Source organism: Mesorhizobium sp. M1163, assembly GCF_040318415.1.
Taxonomy (GTDB): Bacteria; Pseudomonadota; Alphaproteobacteria; order Rhizobiales; family Rhizobiaceae; genus Mesorhizobium.
On the sequence record NZ_JAMYMF010000041.1, the window covers coordinates 13,983 to 34,001 of the forward strand.

Genomic DNA, 20,019 nt, shown 5'->3' on the forward strand with positions numbered 1-20,019 from the left:
TGATTGTTTTGATCAGAGCGGCCACCGGTGGGCGAATAGCGTCAGAGCCCTTCGAATCCTGGGATGCCGTAGGCGGTCGGATCCAACGTCGGATTGAACAGCCATGCCAGCATTGACATGTTGCAGCCGTTCATGGTCTTGACGTTACTTAGCAAATCGGGCTCCGCGGCTGGCGTTTCGTCGGCGGCTACACTCACCTTTCCCTCCGGCCATTTGCCGGTGAGGCGAAATTGCTCCATGACAGCTTTTGCTTCTTCTTCAAGGGTGCGCCAGTATCTCGGCTTTCCGTAGAGAAATGGACACGAGTCTGTTGATGCCGTGAGTCCCGCCATCTCGGCGACTTTGGCGTCGGACAGCCGCCAGCCCAGCGGCAAGCCCAAGTCGCCGATGGGCAGCTCGTGGGGAAAATACCCGCCATCGACGTGTATTCCTTGAACGTTGTCCGGGTCAGCCAGTCCGCCGAGCAACCGCCTGGCCCGACTCACGGCCAATTCGCCTCTGGTGGTCCGAGTGCTGATCATCGTTAACAGCGGGTCCAGAAGATAGGACTGCCGTGGATCTGCGTCCTTTAGGGACTCAAGGTCGTTCAGAGGCACTTTGGAGTTCAAACTCTTGATCGGCATGTAAACGAGAAAAACATTGAACTCGCAGCCCTTCCACTCAACTGTTTGGGTGAATGTCGGGATGACGTGTAAAGGACATTTGCAGAGGTTTGTTCCACTCACCTCGTAGGTTGCGTCTTCGCTCTTGGCGCAGTGCTCGGAGTCGAGGGAAAGCGCCTTTATCTGCTCGACCACTTCCATCGCCGTATCGGCCCCTGCGTTCTCGAAGTAGCCGCCGTCTCCGAGAATTCGATAATCGTCTTTGTCGACTCGCAGCCGCGCCGTCGACGTGAGCCACGGGAAGCGAGCGCTGGTTACGGCTGCCCGGTTCCCTTGGATGTCCTCGCCGCCCGTCATGGGGAAGAAAGCAGCTGTTTGGCCACCCAGGTCAGGCACGGATCCAATCACAAAGCGAAATCCCGAATTGGCGTCCGTTGCAACGAACACCTGGGCGGGACGAGCCTGATCTGGCCGCCATGACGCTGCTAACGGTTCGGAGATACGCGGATTGTCCGGGAGACTTGCAGCAATGGTGTTTGCCAGGACATCGCCCCCGTCCGGCGAAATATCGATGAACGGCACGAAGAAGTCAGCCACCTGCACAATGAGGAGGTTGGCCAAAACGGGGGACAGGAAATCATAAGACAGCACATCGGTATTCACAGCCGTGTTGGAAGAGCCGCATTTACGCAGCTCAGAATTAGGCGCCTCCGCTGATGCGAACAACAGGTTGCCGATGCCCCCGCCCGATATGCCAACCGACGCGAACAGGTGCTGCTGGAAGCTTGGACAAACGGTCTGCAGCTTGCTGAGCGCGAGATAGGAATGAGCTGCGGCATAGATGCCGCCACCCTCGGCGGAGCTGATAATGACCGGATAAGGTCGCTTTGCCTCTTTGTAGGCGTCCAGATCGCCGCGCATTGCCAACCACGGCACGACAGCAGTGGCCGCAAACCAGTCGGAGCTGGCGTCAGCCCCGGGCTCTTTGCCAGGCGTGAGCGGAATATCGTTGCTGCTCCCGAACACAATCGACGCTAAAAGGCAAGCTCCGAGGTATGCCGCTGTGGCCAAAGGCCATGACCATAGGATCGTTAGTGTGGCGCCAAGCAGTCCAAGTCCAATAGTCACGACTGCAATACCTAGAGCCTGAGGTGTCGAGATCGGGTCGAGCCTCACTACGAGGCACAAAAGCGCCCACATGACCACAACGGTTACAAGCGACCATCTCCGGCTCAGTTCTGCAACGCGCTTTGCGCCATACCCCGCCAATCTTAGCCGGCCTAAGAGCATCATGGCTCCAATACATACAAAGATGCCGGGAACGACAATCACCCAAAACAGCCACGGCGAGGCGGCGTCAGTCTTTTCGATTAAGCGGGCAATTGCGTAAAAGGATACACTCCCGACGAGCAGATCGGCGAATCGTGAGCTTCGACCGAGATCGTCGACGAATGAGATGGCGAAGGCCACGGTTACATATACTGGCAAAGCAAAGAAGAATATCGAGGCATAGCGCTCGTCGCGCAGGTATATGCTGAAGATATGTAAAACCTGCGGTGGCGCTAGAAAATTGAAAAGAACATAAAATACAGATATGACAAAAAGCGGAATGCGCTGAAATAGATATCGTGTGAAAAGCGTCATCGTATGTCTCTAAAGAGAATTTCAGCGCAAGTCAGTGATGCACATTCAAGAGAATGGTATTACATCGCCAGAGAACCGCAAGTCCTCCCCGCATCGTCAGTATGCGAAGCCGGACGCATCATCAATCTGAGGACTGCCTGCAGCCAGATCCTCGGCTTCGTCGTGATGTCTATCTCCATGCCCTCCATGAGGAGACCTTTGTGGACCACCTGTTGGGCCGGCCAATGAGCCATGACCGTACCGAGTACCGCGTGCCGGTGAACGCCGATATCCATGACGCAGAGGTCATTTTTCTTCGAGGAGTAGGATTTCGATATAAAATCCGCTTGGCGTGAGGGGGCCGGCGAACTTGGCATAGTCGGTACTGCCGCCGCCGTAGCCAACGCCATCCACCACGTGACCGGCAAGTCCGTGCGTGATCTGCCGGTCACGATCGACAAGCTGCGTAGCCTTCTCCAGTACGAGCATCCTGGCGCCGCCCGTTTGGCATTCAGATGCGATGTGGCCGTGACTTAGTGCAATCGTGCCCAAGGTGGATCGCGAGAATGTCCGCTTTCTGGCTTTGGGCGAACCAACGTGAACGGCTGCGATCAGGCGCAAAGCTGCCACTCACCTATCGAAGAGCAAGAGGCCGCTTAGGGTCAGATCTTGCCGTTTGAGCTGGCCGCCGGAACGGGCACTGCGCCATCTCCGGACCTCCGGATCGCCATCAGGACTGAAGGGATTCTTCAAAGGCACGCATGCGGTGCCTCAAAGTCCGCTGATTGAGCTGCCGCATATGTCGAAGGTTGCGAAGGCAGGCCTCCGTCTCGCCGACACGGCTATCAAGAACGGTATCGAGTTCGATTTCAGCTATGAGGCGGATGCCAAGACGGGCACCCAGAAAATTGCCTTCAGGGTGACGCCCGCGGAGGCGCTGGAAGCGAAGAGGCGGGAGAAGGCGCGGCAACAGTTGCTTACCGGCCCGGAGACGGTGCGGCGGCTAACTGCTGCCGTTCCACAGGTCCAAATCGAAGACTTCACCAGAAGAGTGATTGCGCACGCCCCGTCTGGCAGCTCGTTCGACCAAATTGTGGTCGAGGCTTTCGTGCAGTTCATGAAAGATAACGGCAACGCTTACCAGTTGCTACAGCTCGCGTTGTCATTTGAGATGCAGGGCAGGTCGGACATCGGGCAGGTCATACGCCGACATATCGATGACGGACCGGGCAAAGTGAGCGTCAGCGTAGAGGACTAGGCTCAATCAAGCCTTTGGGGCAGCTGCGGGCTTCTCCGCTTCCTTTGCATCAGCGACAGCTGCCCGCTCTTTGGGCGTCGGGAAAATGGTCTGAAGCTCCTCGGGTGGTATCCGCTCTTTGCCCTTATCAAGGATGCCACTGGTACAGATCGTGATGAACCCGACTCCAAACTGCGAGGTGGAGATCATGAAGTCCCCCTTCTCCTTGTACCCGTAACGGTAACCGAACCGCCTGCCGTAATCCTTGATGTTGCCCCGGCCACCAACCTCTTTTTCAGGCAACATCCTATTCACGTAGTCGGTTAGCTGCGACGCGCGCGGATGGCTGCTGTGAACCGTTGCGGTCCAGATGTAGTGCTTCTTCGTAAGGAACTTGCCGCCCGTTTCCTTGTAGTAGATCGCACACGCCATCTTCCGCCCGATCCTCGTGGCCGCCGCAGGAAACTCTGCAGGCACACCAGCCAACGGCATGTTCGACAAATCGGCGTCCGCTGGCACATGAATCCCCATTTCAGCCAGTGCCGCCGCCTTGGCCTGATTGCTGAGCTTGGTGTTCAGGAGCGCGGCCGGATAGTTGTTCTTGATGCCATCCTGCAGCCGCCACATCGACCACAAGTCGTTGGTGAACAGGTCGGGGTTTCCCATCTGCATGTAGTAGCCGAATATCTGGTCCTCCCTCTTGGTCGAGCCGTTGCAGGCCTCACACGCGGGGAACTCAAAACCCTCCGGGAAGAACCCACGCGGGAAGCACGCCTGAGGCGGGATGTGGTCGACCGTGGACCACTTGGTCACGCCTCCACAAAGGCAGCACAGCGGGTTGTCCTCCAGCAGTTGCTGGTAGCGGCTCTTCTTTTGTTTGGCCTGTCCCATTATTTCAGCAGCCCATGCAGGAGGTCGTTCAGCTGGATGGTGCCATGTGCAAACCCGTCGGCGAGAGCATCGATTTCAGGAATCGAGAGCCGCGCGCTTTGCGCGATTAGCTGCTGTTCCGCTTGCTCGAAAGCCCCGCGTCCAACCTTGCTCAGGCCGATGCCGAACGACGGTCAGTCCGGACTGAACTATACCCGTTAGAGCATCCTTGTCAGGCCTAAGTTTAGCATGGCTCGGTTTCGGATAGGTTAGCAGGCGACATCTACCGGGCTAGGGAAGCGCGGAGATGTCGAGCGACCTGGCTAACGGCCCTTCCGCTGCGCAAACAATGGGACAATCGCAAGCGCAGCGTTCGAACCAGCGTCGGCCATAATGGCCAATATGCGCCGGATCTCGGGCCTGTCGCAGCCCGCGTGATCGGCCAACGGCTTCGCGAGCGCGGCGGCGCGGTCGCCAAGATCATCATATTGCCAGAATTTCGGATCGCGGCCATGCGCCTCGACAAGGCGGGCGAGCCATCGCGTATAGATGGAAGCTCGCTCGTCCAACGACATGCGTTCGACCACACGCAGTGATAGCGACGCCGCTCGGCGGAGATGAAGTGTCGATTGCTGCCAGGTGTCGATCCATTCCAGAAGATCTGCGAGATGTAGCCAACCGGGCGGAATTGGAGTCGACCAAGGGCCCACGAACCCTGCAGCCTCCACGCAATTGTCGAGTGAATCATAATTGGTTTGCCGAGATGGGACGGCCGTCGCCATGACCCATTCCGCCGCGGGCTTCCACGCGAACCAGAAGCGTGCGTCGGGCCTCCGCTCGCTGACCATTAGTTCGTGGGCGATCGCCTCCATATAGTTGCCGACGAGTTCCCGGCCGTGATCTCGTTCTTCAAACCGGGTCAGACTTTTCCAGATCGCCCCATCGCCGTGGAAGGCCGCAAAGCGCCCGACCTCGCTCGCCATCTTGTGGGCCCATTCGAAGGGATAGCGGCGGTCGTGCTGCCGCGGCTCCTCGTCTTCCGAATAGCCCAGTGTCCATTCGACGAGGCCCTTCAAATAGGTCGCGAAAGCGTCGCGCCCCGTTGCCTCGCTCGTAAGGCGACGCCAGTCGAGGCGGGCTAGAATTTCCGCCACGCGTCCCCAGTCGAGCACGACAGGCGAGATCAGCCGAACGCGGCGCGGCGGATGATACCATTTGCGACCGCGTACCCACTGAGACCGATAGGGTGCCGGCGGAAGGTCTGGAACTCGGTTTGCCGGACATGGCGTTGCAGCGCGTTTGATAATCTTCAATCGCCTCCTCGCCATGCGTCTCGCAGTCCTTTCTTCGCTGCCCTGAAACCAGAAATGGCCGATGTCGATCACGCATACATCCAGCGTGGCAAAGGTCACCCGGCGAGCAAAGTCCGGGTTTGCGTCCCAGAGAAGTCCATCGAGCACTGCCTTTTGAAGGCCATGCAGCCGATCGACGGCAAGTTCGAGGACACGCCGCTCGATGGCGTCGTTGCGCTGGCGGCAGGCATACGCGGCGAGCCCCCATGCTCCTATATCCTGAGGGTCGAAGCTGAGTAGCGCCTCATCAACAGTAAAGTGTTCTTCCGCTGGCGAGCGCCGATTCTGACAACCCGCCTCAAGCCGTTCGCGAGCCCATTCGACCCTTGCATCGAGAAACGCCATGTCGGCCCTTGCGACGACAATTGCTGCTGCTCCAACAATGGCGAAGGAGGTCATCTTTCGGGCCAGTCCGAATCCGCCATCATCGGCATCCTCGGGCGGTTCGGCCATCACTTGATCAGCTAGTTCGATAGCCTCTTCGAGGGTCAAGCCTTCCTCGATACCACCTTTCTCGCGCGAGTGGACTGCCCACATCGCCAACCGATTTACCTGTCCCATTCTGCGGCGGTTTTCTTCTGCAGCCTCGATGACCTTGAGCTGCTCGGCCGGAGGATTGATATGGGCTTCGATACGCTGCTTGGCCTCATTGTAGCTGATCTCGACCTGATTCTGGTCGCTGTCGGAGAGGATGCGTGCGAACCGCTCCCCGTTCGCCGCGACCCATGATGAATCGGCCGGCTGTCGCTTATCTTCGGCGAGATCCTCCAAACTCCACGTGCCACGCAAGGCGTCGAACTCGGCTTGGACTGTCTCGCCCGCCTTCAGGCGGAATGGAAGCATCAACGTGTGCGACATCGGCGACTGCGCCTTATGTCGCTCGAAGATCGCCTCGACCTGATCGAAGTGGTGATCACGCTCTGAGAAACTGTAGCTTATGCGATGCGCCGGTTGTTGGTCGTCGATATGCTTGCGAATGTCGTAGTTCCAGAACCGCGGCGTCCCGAGAAATGGCGCAGCGTGATCAATCGCACCCGGCGTGTTTACATGCGCCTTGAGGAGAGAAATACACAGACCCGCCGTCGCCACCAGACCGTTGGGCTGTAGAGCGAGCCTAATAAGGTCGCCGACATCCCGTCCGTTGGATGCTTGCCGATGCATCCATTCATCGAGCGCGAGATGCATCGAACCCAGGATATTTGATCCGAGTACGGCTCGGGACCAGCGGTAAACGGTCTCGTCACCCCAGAGAGCGATGGTATGCCCATCGATTTTGAGCGTCAGCGCAAGCGGTTGTTCCCCGTCGCGGCAGCGGGCGTACCAGCGCCAGAAGACCGAGGCTCGCCGTTCGATTCGATGGAAAAGATCCAGCGCCAACACTTCGTCGGCCTCGAACAACTCAAGGAAACCCGCGCGTGATGGGCCAGGCGGGTAGCAACTCTGACCGTCAGGGAGCCCCGAGCTATGAGCGTCGGAAAAACTAAATAGCTCACGCCCGAGGATCGACTGATCGTTACGCGAGCGGCGTCGCGGCGGCAGATAATGGCAGGCGCAAAGCTTGGCCCACGTGGCTGGAAACTTACCTGGCAGGAAACCAGGGGATTTCAGCAACTTGCGTCGCGGGCTGCCGAGGCGCCGATCATTAGCCAGACGCGCGAGATAGGCTTCGACACCGCGCGCGTCCGACTCAGCGCAGAATATCAGAGCCTGCCGAAGTTTCTCTTCGATTAGCTTCCAAGCGTCGCGGTCCGGCAAATCGATCCCGAAAGGCTCGCGTCTATCGCTCCAACCGAGCAGGTGACGGCATTCCTCGATCTCATCCAGCCAAGGGCGTACGATCTGTCCTATGGCCTGGCTATGGGCGTTCGGGAAGTTGAGCGTTGCTCGGCAGAAAACGCGCGCAGGTTCGGCAAGCTGAGGAACAAGACTCTTCGGCCAATTGGACCATTTCGGCAGCGACCAACGTAGAAATGGAACCCAGCTTCGCCACACCGGCTGCTTGCCATAGGTTGCGATCGCGTAGCGTTGGCTTTCGCTAAAATGGGCAAGGTGAGGAGAGTGTAGGAGCGTTTCGTCTAGCCTTGTCTCGGATACGAGGAGCGAGTCAAGAAGACGGCGGATCAGCCGGAAGTCATCGGCTTCGAGGGCGGAACCGAGATCGTCAAGGATTGCGCTAGAGGCTTCGGTATAGAGCGGCGCGACGAGCCAGGCCCGAGCCCAGGCAGGATCTATTGAGGTGTCGGCTTCGAGCGCCGCATACACTTCGCGCCAACGGACATAGTGGCCTTGCTCGAGACACAATTGTCCGAGGAGCCTAACCGCTCGAAGCCACCACAACGGCTCACCGCTGTCGCGCAAACGTTCGCCAAGCCGGTCGCAGTCGGGCAGCAGACCACGGGCGATGAGCCAATCCTCGTGTACGTCAAAAGCAAGCGTGATTGCGTCGGCACGAGGGTCTGAAAGCAGCGTGCCTTCGCTTATGAGGCAGAGCGCTCCTTCCGGATCGAAAACGGAGCTCCCAGGCGCGCGCGTCGGATTTTCGACAAGCCACCGCCCCATCTGCGACAGAGCCTTGGTCCGGCAAACGGTTAAGCGGGCATCATTCTGATCTGCATTAGCCCATTTTCCTGCTAAATCCATTTCGGTAATGCGCCCCTCGGGCGGTACGTCGAGTTTTAAAAGCTCGCGAAGAAGAAAGAGCCGCCGGTTCTGCTGGGCAAGATCATTCCGTCTGAGTAAAGATGCAAAGGCCGGGAACGCTTCCGCAACTGCTTCACAATCCTCCTCTTCTATCGCATCGACCGGAAGGCTCGCCGACTTGCTGATCCCCGCGTCATCGAGAGCGGCGAGCACCAAGTCCCGGTCTTGATATGCGCGAGCGGAAGTAATCATCCGCCAATTGCCGGCATCCAGATAACGTGCCGCGAGCGCCAGCAGGTCGGTCACGACCCCGCGCCGCTCCGAGAGCAGGAGTCGGTCGGCCCCGTCGATCAGGACCAGCAAATTGCCACCGCGTCCGAGGCGCTCGAACAGCTTTGTAGGTGTCTCGCCGATCCCGAGTTGCACCAGGTATTCGGCGAGCGAGCCTGCCCGAACCCTATTGTCTTTCAGAACAAAAAGCGGACCCAAATGCTCAAGTGCCAGGCGCTTCAGGATAGCCGATTTGCCACCTCCGCCCTCACCTGTGACGCGGACGATATTATGCTCAGCAAGATAGACCGACGCGCGCGCAACGAGATGCGACCGGGGCAGTTGGAGACTTTCACTGCCGCGGCGCAAGCGGTCCTCGATTGACCCCAAGGCGGCCTCGGCGGCCTCAGCCACACGCTCGAGATCAGCCGCGCCTGCCGCAAGCTCAGGGTAAAATTGGCGGATGACCGATGGATGCTTTGCCAGCAAGGCTTTGAGAGCGCCCCAGCCAAGAATATCTACCTCGAACTTGCCGACGGCAACCCGATCCGCGGAGACAGTGCGGGCGTGCTCCTGGAGATCCGCATCGACCTCGGCAGTCGTCGCAAAATACCATTTCCCGAGTGGTGGTGCGAACGCCTCTGCTTTGCCGAGCTCGATATCGAACTCGGCCTTAGTTGGCTTTCCGCCAAAGCCTTGGTCCTTGCCTTTGCACTGAACACCGAAGTATGTACCCGGCTTCCATTCGGGCGAGCCGTATACGTCGACGCCGTGCTGCGGTTGGCCGATCCGGCCGTTCTTCTGCGCGGTTGGATCCCTCCATACTTCCGCGAACAAGGCGCAAGACAGGTCCTCGAAGGTTTGCCACTTGCTCGGCGCATTGATCTGTGAGTCGAGAATATCCACGAGCTCAGCCTTGGCACAGCGAAAGATAGCCAGCAATTATGCGGGCGGAGCAATATCTACCCCAGCGCAAGATATTTCGCTTCCATTTTCACATTGGCCGGCGCGAACGCTAATCTGCAATCCGACTCACCCTCCGCTGGCCGAGCTGTTTGAGCCGATGCTTGATGTCCCGCGATTTCGCCTTGCGCGCCGATCGCGTAGGAGGACCTACTCAGCTTCTCCCATCCAGACGCGCGACCGATGCCTGTGGGTCGCCCGCAGCCGCTTCCACCCGCAACTCGAGCTCATGCGCCTCGGCGACGCCAACCCCGATCAGATTGCCCAGCGCGCGGTCGATCCGGCCCCGCGCGGGATGCGCCTGGATCAGCAGGCTCGGTTGTTCGGCGAACACGGCATCGAACCAGCGCACGACGCGACCACCGATGCCAGCGGTGATCCACAGGCCCGCCGCGCGGGTGCGATCGAACCAGGCCTCCACTGCATCGAGGACAAAGTCGAGGTGTCGCGCCCGGGGCGCAACGAGGAGCAGCTTCATAGTGCAGAGCGCCACGAACACCGTCGGCCCGCCCCTCAGCAGGGGGCGCATTGTGGCTAGCAGCGGGTCGATGCGGTCGAAGAGAAATGGCGGGAGATAGCTATGCGTCCCGTTAAATGGATCGTGGGTATTGAGGAGCATCTTCGCGATGATGCCGCCACTTTCTATGTCGATCCGCGAGCTGGCCGGATCGCCGGCATATTCCCACCGCCTGAGCGCGATCACCCGCTCCACCAGCTTGGCGCGCAGATCGGCAGGCCGAGAAGCGGTACGTTGGAGATCATTGAAATAGAGCGCGTCGGCCGCATGCATGACCGTCTGCGCGACCTCGCAGAAGGGCTCGTCTGGCAAATCGGTCACGAGCTTCAGATCGGAATCGAACGACATAGGCGTTCCGTCGAGTAGCCGCTCGGCGAACAGCGCATAATAGTGCAGGTTCCAGTCGTGGGGATCGCGGTCGATCTCGGTATCAACCGACAGCCCCAACCCGTTCATCCGCGCGGTCCAGTCAGCATAGGCCGCGACCACCTCCTGCCGCCAGCCGATCGATCCCTTAGGCGCGGCCTGCATCATCGCCAGCCACTGCGCCGCAGCCGCGCTGTCGACGTGGACGATCTCAATCGCCTCGTCTTCGTCGAACTGTGCCGGTGGGACTGGTCTAGGAACGCGAATACGCGAGCCGCGACGCAGATGTGGACGCTCCTTGGGCCATGTCGGCCACGCAGATTCGGCGCCGCCATCCAGCCAGGCGACCTCGGCTGCGACCGCTGCATCGATTGCCGCGGCCCGCTCTGCTTCGAAACGCGCATGCTCGGCGTCGTCCTCCTCCTGATAGCTCTTCCAGCGCCAGGTCGTGCTTGCGAAGGCTACGCGCATCGCCGCTTTGAAGAGCCTGGGCTCGATCTCGAGGATCCGCGCAAGGCCGGCGGAAAATGCCGGCGCGGCGCTGCGGTCCTTGCGGGTCGCGAGCCGGATCAGCGCATCTCGGTCCGCTTTGCTCCCCTTGCGCCCCCAGAGATGGATCAGCGCAAGCGTCGCGATCGCCGGGCGGTTGAAGCGCAGCGCAAGCTGCGAACCACCCCCGCGATCGGACTGCTCTTCCAACGCGATCGAGATGACCTGACGAACCCATTTCTCGTGCGTCACGAGCAGATCGTCATCCCCATCGCGTGCTACCAGCAGGGCAGTCGTGACCAGCCTCGTCGAGCGCGATTTGAGAGCATCGGTATCACTGTCGTCGGGAAGATCGCCCTCCGCATACTCGACCGCATCGCGTGCCGTTGAGGCGTTGGCGTGTTCGCCTTCTCCGCCCATAGCCAGACTGACGCGCGCCTCGATTTCGCTAGATCGAAGGAACTCGCCCCGCGTTTTCTCCATCGCCGCAAGATGGGCGGCCTCATCCGCCGGCGGCTGATAGGCCAGCTTCCCCTCCCCGATGTCTGTCCAGTTCGACCGTTGAAGCATGTTGTTGGCACAGCGGGCGATGAACCGCGTATCGCCCCAGTTCGAATAAGGCTCATAGGGCTCCAAGTTCTCGATCGCGGCGCCCAGTTGCTCACGCAGACGGTTCGCAATGGTGTCGTCGCCCATATAATTGGGGACGATGTCAAGCAAGGACGCACCCCGTGACGGGCGGGCTTTCAAGTCGGCGAGTTTGACCTTTCCATCCGGCTCTTTCCCAATAGGGAAATCAATTCCCGACCCGATTTGATCATGGGTCTGCCGCGCGCGGTCGGCAGACAGCAGCACAGGGGCTGCGATAAACGGCGCGAGAACGTCACGACCGACACTGAAATGCGACAGCAGTACGTCGATTGCGACCAGCAGATAGGCCGCACAGCTGCCTTCGGGTCCAAGGATGTCGGTGAGCACTTCATCGACGGGTACACCGTCGTCGAGGCGCTGCTGGCTCCACGCCTCGAGGGCCTTCAGTCCGGAGGCCGCGGAATATTCGTGGCTCTGGTCGCGAGACCACAAGTAGCTCGAAGTCCAGGGAAAGAAGCGCGGGCCATGGCCGAGATCGACGGTGTAGCCGTCGTCTTCCGGGGCAAACCCGTCGGTGTTGAACGCTATCGCTTCCGCAACCAGCGTCCGAATCAGCCTCAACCCTTCAGCAGCGCCGGACTCCAACAGATCGAGGAATGGCGGCTGCGCCGGCGAGGCCGGCAGATAGTCGCTGTCGGCGAAGGTGAAGGCTCGCTCCATCGAGCGGTCATGGCGGCCGCGCCGCTCCCGCTTGTCAATGAGGCTCGACAGTATGAGGTCCGTAAGCTCGGCCGGCGCAACCGGCGCGATCACCTTGGAAAACGGCCGGATCGCCTTGACCTTGTAGCTGTCCCCCTCGGCGCCGAGCTCCCTTAAATAAGTCTTCAGTTGATCGGGCGCGAATTCGCCAAGCAAGACCGCAATCAGGCGCAACTGCTCTATCGTGCTACGCGACGCGTCGCTCGCCGCCCGGCCGAGGCTTCGCTCTCCGGGGATCGTCACCTCGGCGTCGCGAACATCAAGCTGACGCAGCCAGCCAAACAGCATGATGGCCGTCTGCTCGGCGAACGGTCGAAGGTGCTTGAGGAAATAGACCTGTATTTGGACCAGCTCGACCACCGCGCCGATCGCCGACATTGGAATCTCAGCAGCATGCGCCACCACCCAGCGCAGGACCAGAACTGCCGACCCGGTATTATTTGTACGATACGAGCGCGGCAGATTGACCTTGGAGCCGTCCGGCATCGTCATCAAGTCTGCCGTCGCCACGGTCTCGGCCGCCGCAATCGCCGTGCACAATTCGATAAGGCGAGCTGCGTCGTCTGCCAATAGACCAGCGCTGCACTTTTCGAGCAATTCGAAGCCGGCCTCCGACCGCGGCAAGGCGAGGACGGCTTGGCGCCGCCATGATCCGTGCGCCCCTCGCGGAGACAGATGAGCGATCAGATCGGTCCAGGCGCTGCAATCTGCCCCCGTCTCGAGCGCGAGACGTGCGGCGAACTCGATACCGCGCGCCACACGCGGCGATACCGGCACAGTCAGATCGAGTGCGGCCAGACGGCTCGGATTCTCTGCCATGTAGTTCCCGATCGCCCAGTCGCGCAGCACGTCGTGATAGAAGTTTAGCCGGTCGCGGCGCACTTCCTTGAGCGTCAGTGCCTCAAGCAGATGCGTCCGAGCAGAAGAATCCTCGGTCAGCTCGACCCCGTCTTCTCCCTTTATGGCACTCGCCGCGAGCGCTGCCAGCAGCCGCTGCGCGGCGCGCACCTCCGCAGCCGACGCGCCGTCCGCTCTCTTCCACCACGAATCGGCCATTGCTGCTTCGGTCCGAACCTCGGTCGCGCTCGGCACCTTCAGCAACCGGGATAGCCGATAGAGATTACGAGCAAGACCGGCGGCGGGATGTTGGGGGGCAAGCAACAGCCGAAGATCCGGCGCCTGATTAACTAGAATCGCGACTTCATCGTCCGACAAGGGGCCGACGGGTACCGGCTGCACGCCGCCCAGGGCGGCAACGATCTCTTCGTCGAGCCAAGGTTCGATATCGACATGGCCGGCAGTGCGCGTGGTAGCGATTACTGTAAAACCCGGAATCGTGCTCGCCGCGCGCATGAGCTCGATGATGGTGCGTTGGCGGCCTCGATCGTCGAACATATCAATGCCGTCGACGAACAGCATCGCGGCGCCGCTAGCGGCCAGATCGGTCAGGAATTCGCCCGCCGAACCCGGAATACCGAGCGCGTTAGAGAACGGTAGCCAGCCGCCTGCCGGCGTCGAGTCGCAGTCAAGCACGATGATCGGCGCTTGGCGCGCCACGCGCTCGGCGACGTGCCGAAGCACCCAGGACTTGCCGACACCGGAATCGCCACGGATTTCGATGAACCGATGCGCTTCGGACGCGTCATCCACCGCAGCGACAGCTTCCAATCGTGGCAAGGTCACACCCGCCACGCTCGTCCCGATATGGGAAAGCGTATTCCGCGCGAGTTCGGCTAGCTTGGCGCGTGCCAGCCCATAATCGCGGTCGCCGGCAAGCCGGAACCCTGCCTCGGCGAGATCGGCCCTGAGGCTATCTCGATCAATTTTACCGCCAGTGGTTCCGGTCTTGATCGACAGGTCGGTCAGCCGGCTCCATAGCGCCTCGGCACGGGCGACATCCTCGTCTGCCAGCGCCACCCGCGCGAGCGCCAGACCAAGGGCCCGGGCAATCGGCGCCATCGCTTCGAAATCGAACTCGAGGATGAGCATTCGCCGCAAAAGCAACCAGATCGCCTGGTCATTGTCAGCGATACCGCCGGCGATCAAATGCTTTCGCGTCGTCGCGACGAAGTCGCGCATGTCCTTGCTCGCGACGCCCTTGGCGTCGATGCGGTTGAAGAACGCTGTTGCGCTATCCGCAGTTCGCGCCCATTTGAGCACATCCTGATAGGCGCCCGAAATCTTGCGGCTGGTCCGTTGGGTCGCGATGCCGAGAAGATGCCGGTCCTCCGGGACAGAACCCACCGTGCTCAGCGCAATTTGCGACGCGACGTCCTGATAGACGCTATCGCCAGGCGAGAAGGTAATATCCCGCTTCGACTGGATTTCGAGGATGAAGTCGCCCGCCGATCCCACGCCCGAAACTATCAGGTCATCGAGCTTGAATCCCTGCTCCGTGCCCTGGAACCGAACGCTGACGACCCGGGCGTCAGGCAAGCCCGGTGCCCGATTGCCCGTCAGCAGCGCAAGCAGATATAGCGCGCCGAGCTCACCTTCGATATAGGCACCGGCTGGCCCCCGCGATGCTGGGCTCGAACCGCGCGCGATTTCGGAGCTGGACTCCTGTTCCACCATTGAGATGATTTGCAGGGAGTCGTCCTCCCGATCAAGTGGGCACAACACTTTGTTCTAGTTCACCTGAACGGTCGGCAGGTTCTGACTTCGCTGAAAACAGGTGAGAATGGCCGAGGCGCTTTGCAGCCGGCTGCCTTGCTGCCCGGAAGTGGACTTCTTTCTGGTTCCGAATTGGAAATAGCGGACTCTGAGGTCGCCACGAGCCTTATCTTACATGACCCGTGACGGGCAGCGAAGGCTTGAACCAGCACAAACCAGACCTGACCAAGTGCGCTCTATTTATTCCATCTGGGTCCAGACATCGAACCCATCTTAGCCGAGCTGCACACAACTGTGGTCGCGGCGCGTCAACGATCCTTGTCCGATCTGGCCGCGTTCTCTCGGTCCTTGAGAAGTCGCGTACGGAGCTGGCGGGCCTCGACGACAAACTCATAGGGGAGCGTCTCAAAGACGCCCTTGAGGCTGACCGGATCGTTGCGCGCCCAGAGATAATAAGGATCGACGATTTCCATGATTTTTACCAAGCGAGCCCATTGGATAGGTTTCGGCGAATCGAGCAGCCGATCGCGATGCAATAACGCGGCCGTTTCAAGGTGACGTTGACGGAGCGCCACGCGGGCGGCATCGCTTACGGCCGGCAGAGTTTCGGCTGCGAGTTGATCAAGCCAAGGTACCATCACAGCCGAAGGGATGACGGTGGCTACCTGAGCCGCCAAGACTCGGTCCTTTGAGCGCTGCGAGTTCGCCAGCGGGGCGAGTAGCGCTGCCAGCCTATCGCCCCCCAAATGCAGCCGAAGACGCCGCTCGAGTTCCAATCGAAGGGAAGGCTTTGCGTCTCGGTAGCGGAGTAGGAGTTCCGAGCCGGCGCGATCTGGGTCGATCTCAAGCATCAGGTCGGCCGAAGCTGGTACCTCGTGGCGAGTGAGCAAGCGCTGCGCGGCGAAATAGGCTTCGTCCGGATCCTCATTCCGCAAATAGCAAATGGCTGCGATCGCGTTCCCGCGGTCAAACCCCGAGTGGCGGTAAGCCGCGCGCAGCAGCTCGTCTCGAGCCCGGCTGTCGCCCGCCTCGGCCAGCAGTCGCATAAGCCCTCCGTCAACGATCAGGTGTCCGTTGGTCCGCGAGCGCCGCAAGAAGCTGACGACCGCAGCCCTGCCCTCGGGGTGGTCGATGAGCGGGCGCAGGTAACCTTGGCCCGACCATGATGAACTCCCTATGTCCTGCTCCGAGAGCCAGTCAATAACGGCGCGCCGGGCATCTTCGTCTCCGTGTTCGCCGAGGTAGGTAGCGACGAGGTGTGCCTCCTGGTGGATCTGCCCGGCAATCATCTCGCGCGCCAGCGGAAGCACTCTGGGCGTGTAGAAGCCCAGCGCCCGAAACGACGCCAGTATCCTGATTCTGATTTGGCGGGAGGTCCCTGGTTCCAGGAAGGTTGCGACTAGGCGGGACGCATCCTCCGCGGCTCGTAGGAAGCCAGTCAGAGCTGCGGCAGTGTCGAGAGATTGTGCGTCGCCAGCTGCGAGAAGGTTCGTGATGCGGAGGCGGAGCGCCGAGGTGTCCCGGCCGTTCGACGAGCGCATCTCCGCAGCATTCAAATAGATGGGGGAGCCGGTTCGAACCATGCTTTCGATGTGCGCGTCGCAACCGTGTACGGCGAGCGCTTCCATGTACAGGACCTGGCCAACGGACTGGGCGTCGGGGTCCACCAGGGCTGCCGACAGCGACCTCGTGACGGCGTGTGCCTCAGACCAGCGGGCGGCGATAAAGCCATCCTGGCGACCAAAGGTATTGGGTCTTGCGAGCTCGGCCACCACCAAGTCATCGAACCCCGGCCCAGCGATCATCGCCAGAATGCGTTCGCAATGGCCGCCGGTCACATCGCGCGTCATATCGATGCGGCCGCGACGCCGTGCAGCGAACGTCAGCAATTCGGCCTCGAGCGCCGTGCCGGCACGACTTCTCAGTCTGTCGAATTGCCAAGGTTCACAGAGGCGAGGAAGGAAGTCCAAGGGGTGATGCAGTCGCCCCTCCTCTCGGTTGGGATTTCCGGTCCCGTTGAAGACACGGAGCCTTTCGGTGAAAGCGTCGAGAACTTCGTCGAGCGTTTCGGCATTCATCGCCTCGGGTCTGTTGCGGTAATAGAAGATGAGCTCGGTCGGTGGATCGTCGCTCCTGCTCGCACGCATGCGGATCGCGTCAGCGAGGCCCTTTGGATCGGCCGCTGCCAGTAAGTCGAACCACCAATTGGAGGCTTTCCAGCCGTAGAGGTCGCTGCCCTCCGCCAGCTGCCGCATGGCATCGCTTGGCGCTAGCCGTGCGCGGCTTCGCAAGATGCGCTCTGGCATCCACTCCTGCGCACCGGTCCCGGCTGCGTCAAGTACCGTACTCAAGGACGTTTCGCGGAAATGGCCTATTGCCTCTACGAGCGCTGCGCTCGAGGACGTCATTAGCGCCACCAACCGCTCGCGATGCCTGTTCCAAATCGCTGACGCCGTATCTCCGTCAACCGATTTCTCATCCTTGAGCCGCCACAACAGCTGGTCGATCGCCGTCACGTCCGTTTCGGCGGCCAGCTTCTTGTCGAGCCACTCCGGGGCTGCGGCAACGGCGATGCGCAGCGCATCGGAACTCAACTCCCGCCGGATAATCGCGAGCGACCGTACCTCGACATCCGATGTGGTTGCGGCCTCGTCGTAGGCGGCCGTGCGCGCAAGGTGCTCGCCCCAGATCGAGTCAAGCGCTCTCGGAGCCGGCACCATGCGGGCCGCCCGCACTCCAATGTCGACGAGGCGCTCGACTCCCGACGTGATCTGGCGCTCGATCAGGTCCTCGACGGGCTGGGCATCCGCGACTGCGATGCTGGCGAGGGCGAATGGAAGATTCCTCAGGATTTCCGTATCACCCTCTTCACCGAGCTCGTGGGCGGCGAGATATTCCAGGGCGGGAAGGATGCGCGGGCCCAGGCTGCCGAAGCCGTTTGTCCACTGATCCTCGGCATGGTCTTCCGGGTGCATCCGCGCGATATGCTCACGGATAAGCATGGCAACGAACTCGGGCTCGCTCTGGCCAGCGAGCAGCCACAATGCGTCGAAGTAGACATAGCCAAGACGCGTGCCGATCGCTTCGCCACTCTTGGTTCGCAGAACGTCGATCGAGGCAAAACGGGCCTCGGCTTCCGTCGGAGACAATCCATCCTCCAGTATTGCTTCGACCAAAGATTCCGCGACCGCCCAGTTGAGCATTCGGTCCGCGGCGAAAGCGATGCGGTCGGCTACCACGCGCCGTAAAAGCCCGACCTGCTCAAGGCGCAGGATTGCGGGATCGTCGAGCCCCGCGGCCCGCATCTCGCCGATACGCCAAGGATAGTGGCTTTGCCCTGTCAGGAGTTGGCCGGCCAGCGACCTCAGGCAGTGTCGGTCGCTGGGATGGTCGAATTGCTCGCGGGCATCCAGGCTCGCGTAGTCCCAATAGGCGTTGAACAGCTGATACTCTGATACGCCCGACCAAGCATCGCGTTTGGGTAACTGAACAATAATGCTAGCGTGCACCGGCTTCAGAAGCAGTTCGAAAACATCGTCGGGCGTGGTCTCCAGCGCCGTGGCATGCCCATGTACGGTTAGGAAGCGGCGCAGTTCGGCACTCCGGAAATTGCCGATCTCAATGATCTGCAAATCTTGGCGAACCGAGCGGATCGCCTCGGTAATGCGCGGCTGGGCCGAGATGACGATGCGCACACCATGTTCGTGCCACCTGGCTCGCGCGAGCCGCTCCGCGAAGGTCCGATCCTGCACGTCATCGACATAGAGGGTGAGCCACATCCCGTCGGCGCGACGGAGCGCCTCGCGCAGGCTTTTGGCCATGACCGCGATCGGCGCGAGATCCGGATGCGCCGGTTGCCAGATCCGCTCCGCGATGAAGTCGAGAACCTCCTCGATTGTCGCGGGCGCGCGCATGAGGATAGCGAGCTCGCCGCGATCGATCTGCTCGAAGGCGAGTTGTGCGAGTGACCAAGTCTTACCCTGTCCGGACTCGCCCGAGAGGACGGCGAGATCGGCCACGACATCGGGCAGAGCTCGACGCACCTGTAGTTCAACGGCGTAGCCGATGAGGCGGGCGTCCTCTTGCAGATGATTGCCGAGCAGCGTCGGCAAGGACTGGATATGTGCAAGCAGGCGGTGCGCTCGCGGACTAACCAGGGCGAGCAGGTCTGCGGACGACAGCTTTGCCCCATTCGTTGCGAGCATCATCAATTGGCCAATCAACTGATGGCGCTTGTCACTCACGTGTTCGCCGGGCTCGATGAGCGGGGTAAGCACCTTGTCGATCTCGTCTAGGGCCGCCGCTGGATTGAATACGTGGATTTCAAGCCGATCGAGCAGATGGCGCAACTCGGCGGTAACCTGGTCTAGGCCAGCAAATTTCGCGAGGCGTCGCTCAAACTCTGCCGTCGTCAGGCGTTCAGAGCCCCATCGATGTGGTTTGCCAGTAGCCCACCCGCGCGACGCGATGTAGCCCTGAAGCGTAGCAAGGCCGGCCCCGTTGTTGGTGACGAAGCGAAATGTCTGGTCGGCAGCGATATGAACCGCACGCAGCAAGTCGGGAAACACCTTTGAGGCGACCTCACTGCTGGACCATCTACCCCGGCCGGTGCGCATCTTCACCTGTTCGACGATGTCGCGTGGTCCGCGAAGAAGCCTGTGGTCCCCGCCGTCGGAGGGTTCGAGATGCAAAATCATCTGGGCGCTGCCGTCCACAGGCGAAAGCGCGATGCTCATCTCGAGGCCGAGGTGAACGCTCCGCAAGATCTGCACGAGAAAGCCGGCGATCGCGCGCCGGCCCGGCGTTCCCGCGTCAAGGTCGATGGCAAGCGAGGCCGCGATCTGAGACGCCGCGTCGTTCATTGTGTTGGCTTCCTCAGGCCCATTCCATGATCGAGCGATGATTCGCTCTCAGAAGCAGCCTAGCCATCGGTGCGGCAAAGGCGAGGCGGAAGAAGGGACCTGGCAGTTGAAGCGGGCGGAAGCATCAGTCTACTTCGCGCCGACGTTTTTGTCCGCATTTCCAAGCCCGACGTTCCTGCACCGCAGGACCAAACTGTGAAACTCCCCGCATAGCAAATGGGCTGACGGGAGGGTCCACAGTCTGGGACGTTCAAGGTTGATATCG

Annotated in this window: 7 protein-coding genes; 1 reads left to right on the plus strand and 6 read right to left on the minus strand. The window is 60.8% G+C overall.

Translation table 11 applies throughout. The features are described from left to right. Positions 1-41: 41 nt before the first annotated feature. Positions 42-2,246 carry a hypothetical protein gene (locus NKH43_RS29820; protein ID WP_352861165.1) on the minus strand — a complete coding sequence of 735 codons (2,205 nt, stop codon included), beginning with the start codon at positions 2,244-2,246 and terminating at the stop codon, positions 42-44. A 285-nt stretch (positions 2,247-2,531) separates the two neighbouring features. Beyond that, the gene (locus tag NKH43_RS29825; RefSeq protein WP_352700229.1) at positions 2,532-2,855 is read right to left on the minus strand and encodes a hypothetical protein; all 324 of its coding nucleotides are present in this window, start codon (positions 2,853-2,855) and stop codon (positions 2,532-2,534) included. A 46-nt stretch (positions 2,856-2,901) separates the two neighbouring features. Between NKH43_RS29825 and NKH43_RS29830 the strand changes: the two genes are divergently transcribed. Next, positions 2,902-3,483 (plus strand): hypothetical protein, encoded by a 582-nt coding sequence (locus NKH43_RS29830; protein WP_352682133.1) that lies wholly within the window; start codon positions 2,902-2,904, stop codon positions 3,481-3,483. Positions 3,484-3,489: 6 nt separating this feature from the next. On the opposite strand, the gene NKH43_RS29835 is transcribed toward NKH43_RS29830, so the two are convergent. The 4 genes from NKH43_RS29835 to NKH43_RS29850 form a co-directional block, all read right to left on the minus strand. Then, a complete protein-coding gene (locus NKH43_RS29835) occupies positions 3,490-4,353 on the minus strand; it encodes a hypothetical protein (RefSeq protein WP_352861166.1) in 864 nt (287 codons plus the stop codon). 302 nt (positions 4,354-4,655) lie between these two features. Then, a complete protein-coding gene (locus NKH43_RS29840) occupies positions 4,656-9,500 on the minus strand; it encodes an NACHT domain-containing protein (protein ID WP_352861167.1) in 4,845 nt (1,614 codons plus the stop codon). Positions 9,501-9,711: 211 nt separating this feature from the next. Beyond that, positions 9,712-14,853 (minus strand): NACHT domain-containing protein, encoded by a 5,142-nt coding sequence (locus NKH43_RS29845; RefSeq protein WP_352861168.1) that lies wholly within the window; start codon positions 14,851-14,853, stop codon positions 9,712-9,714. Positions 14,854-15,200: 347 nt separating this feature from the next. After that, on the minus strand, positions 15,201-19,754 hold the full coding sequence (locus NKH43_RS29850; RefSeq protein ID WP_352861169.1) for an ATP-binding protein: 4,554 nt from the start codon (positions 19,752-19,754) through the stop codon (positions 15,201-15,203). Positions 19,755-20,019: the final 265 nt, after the last annotated feature.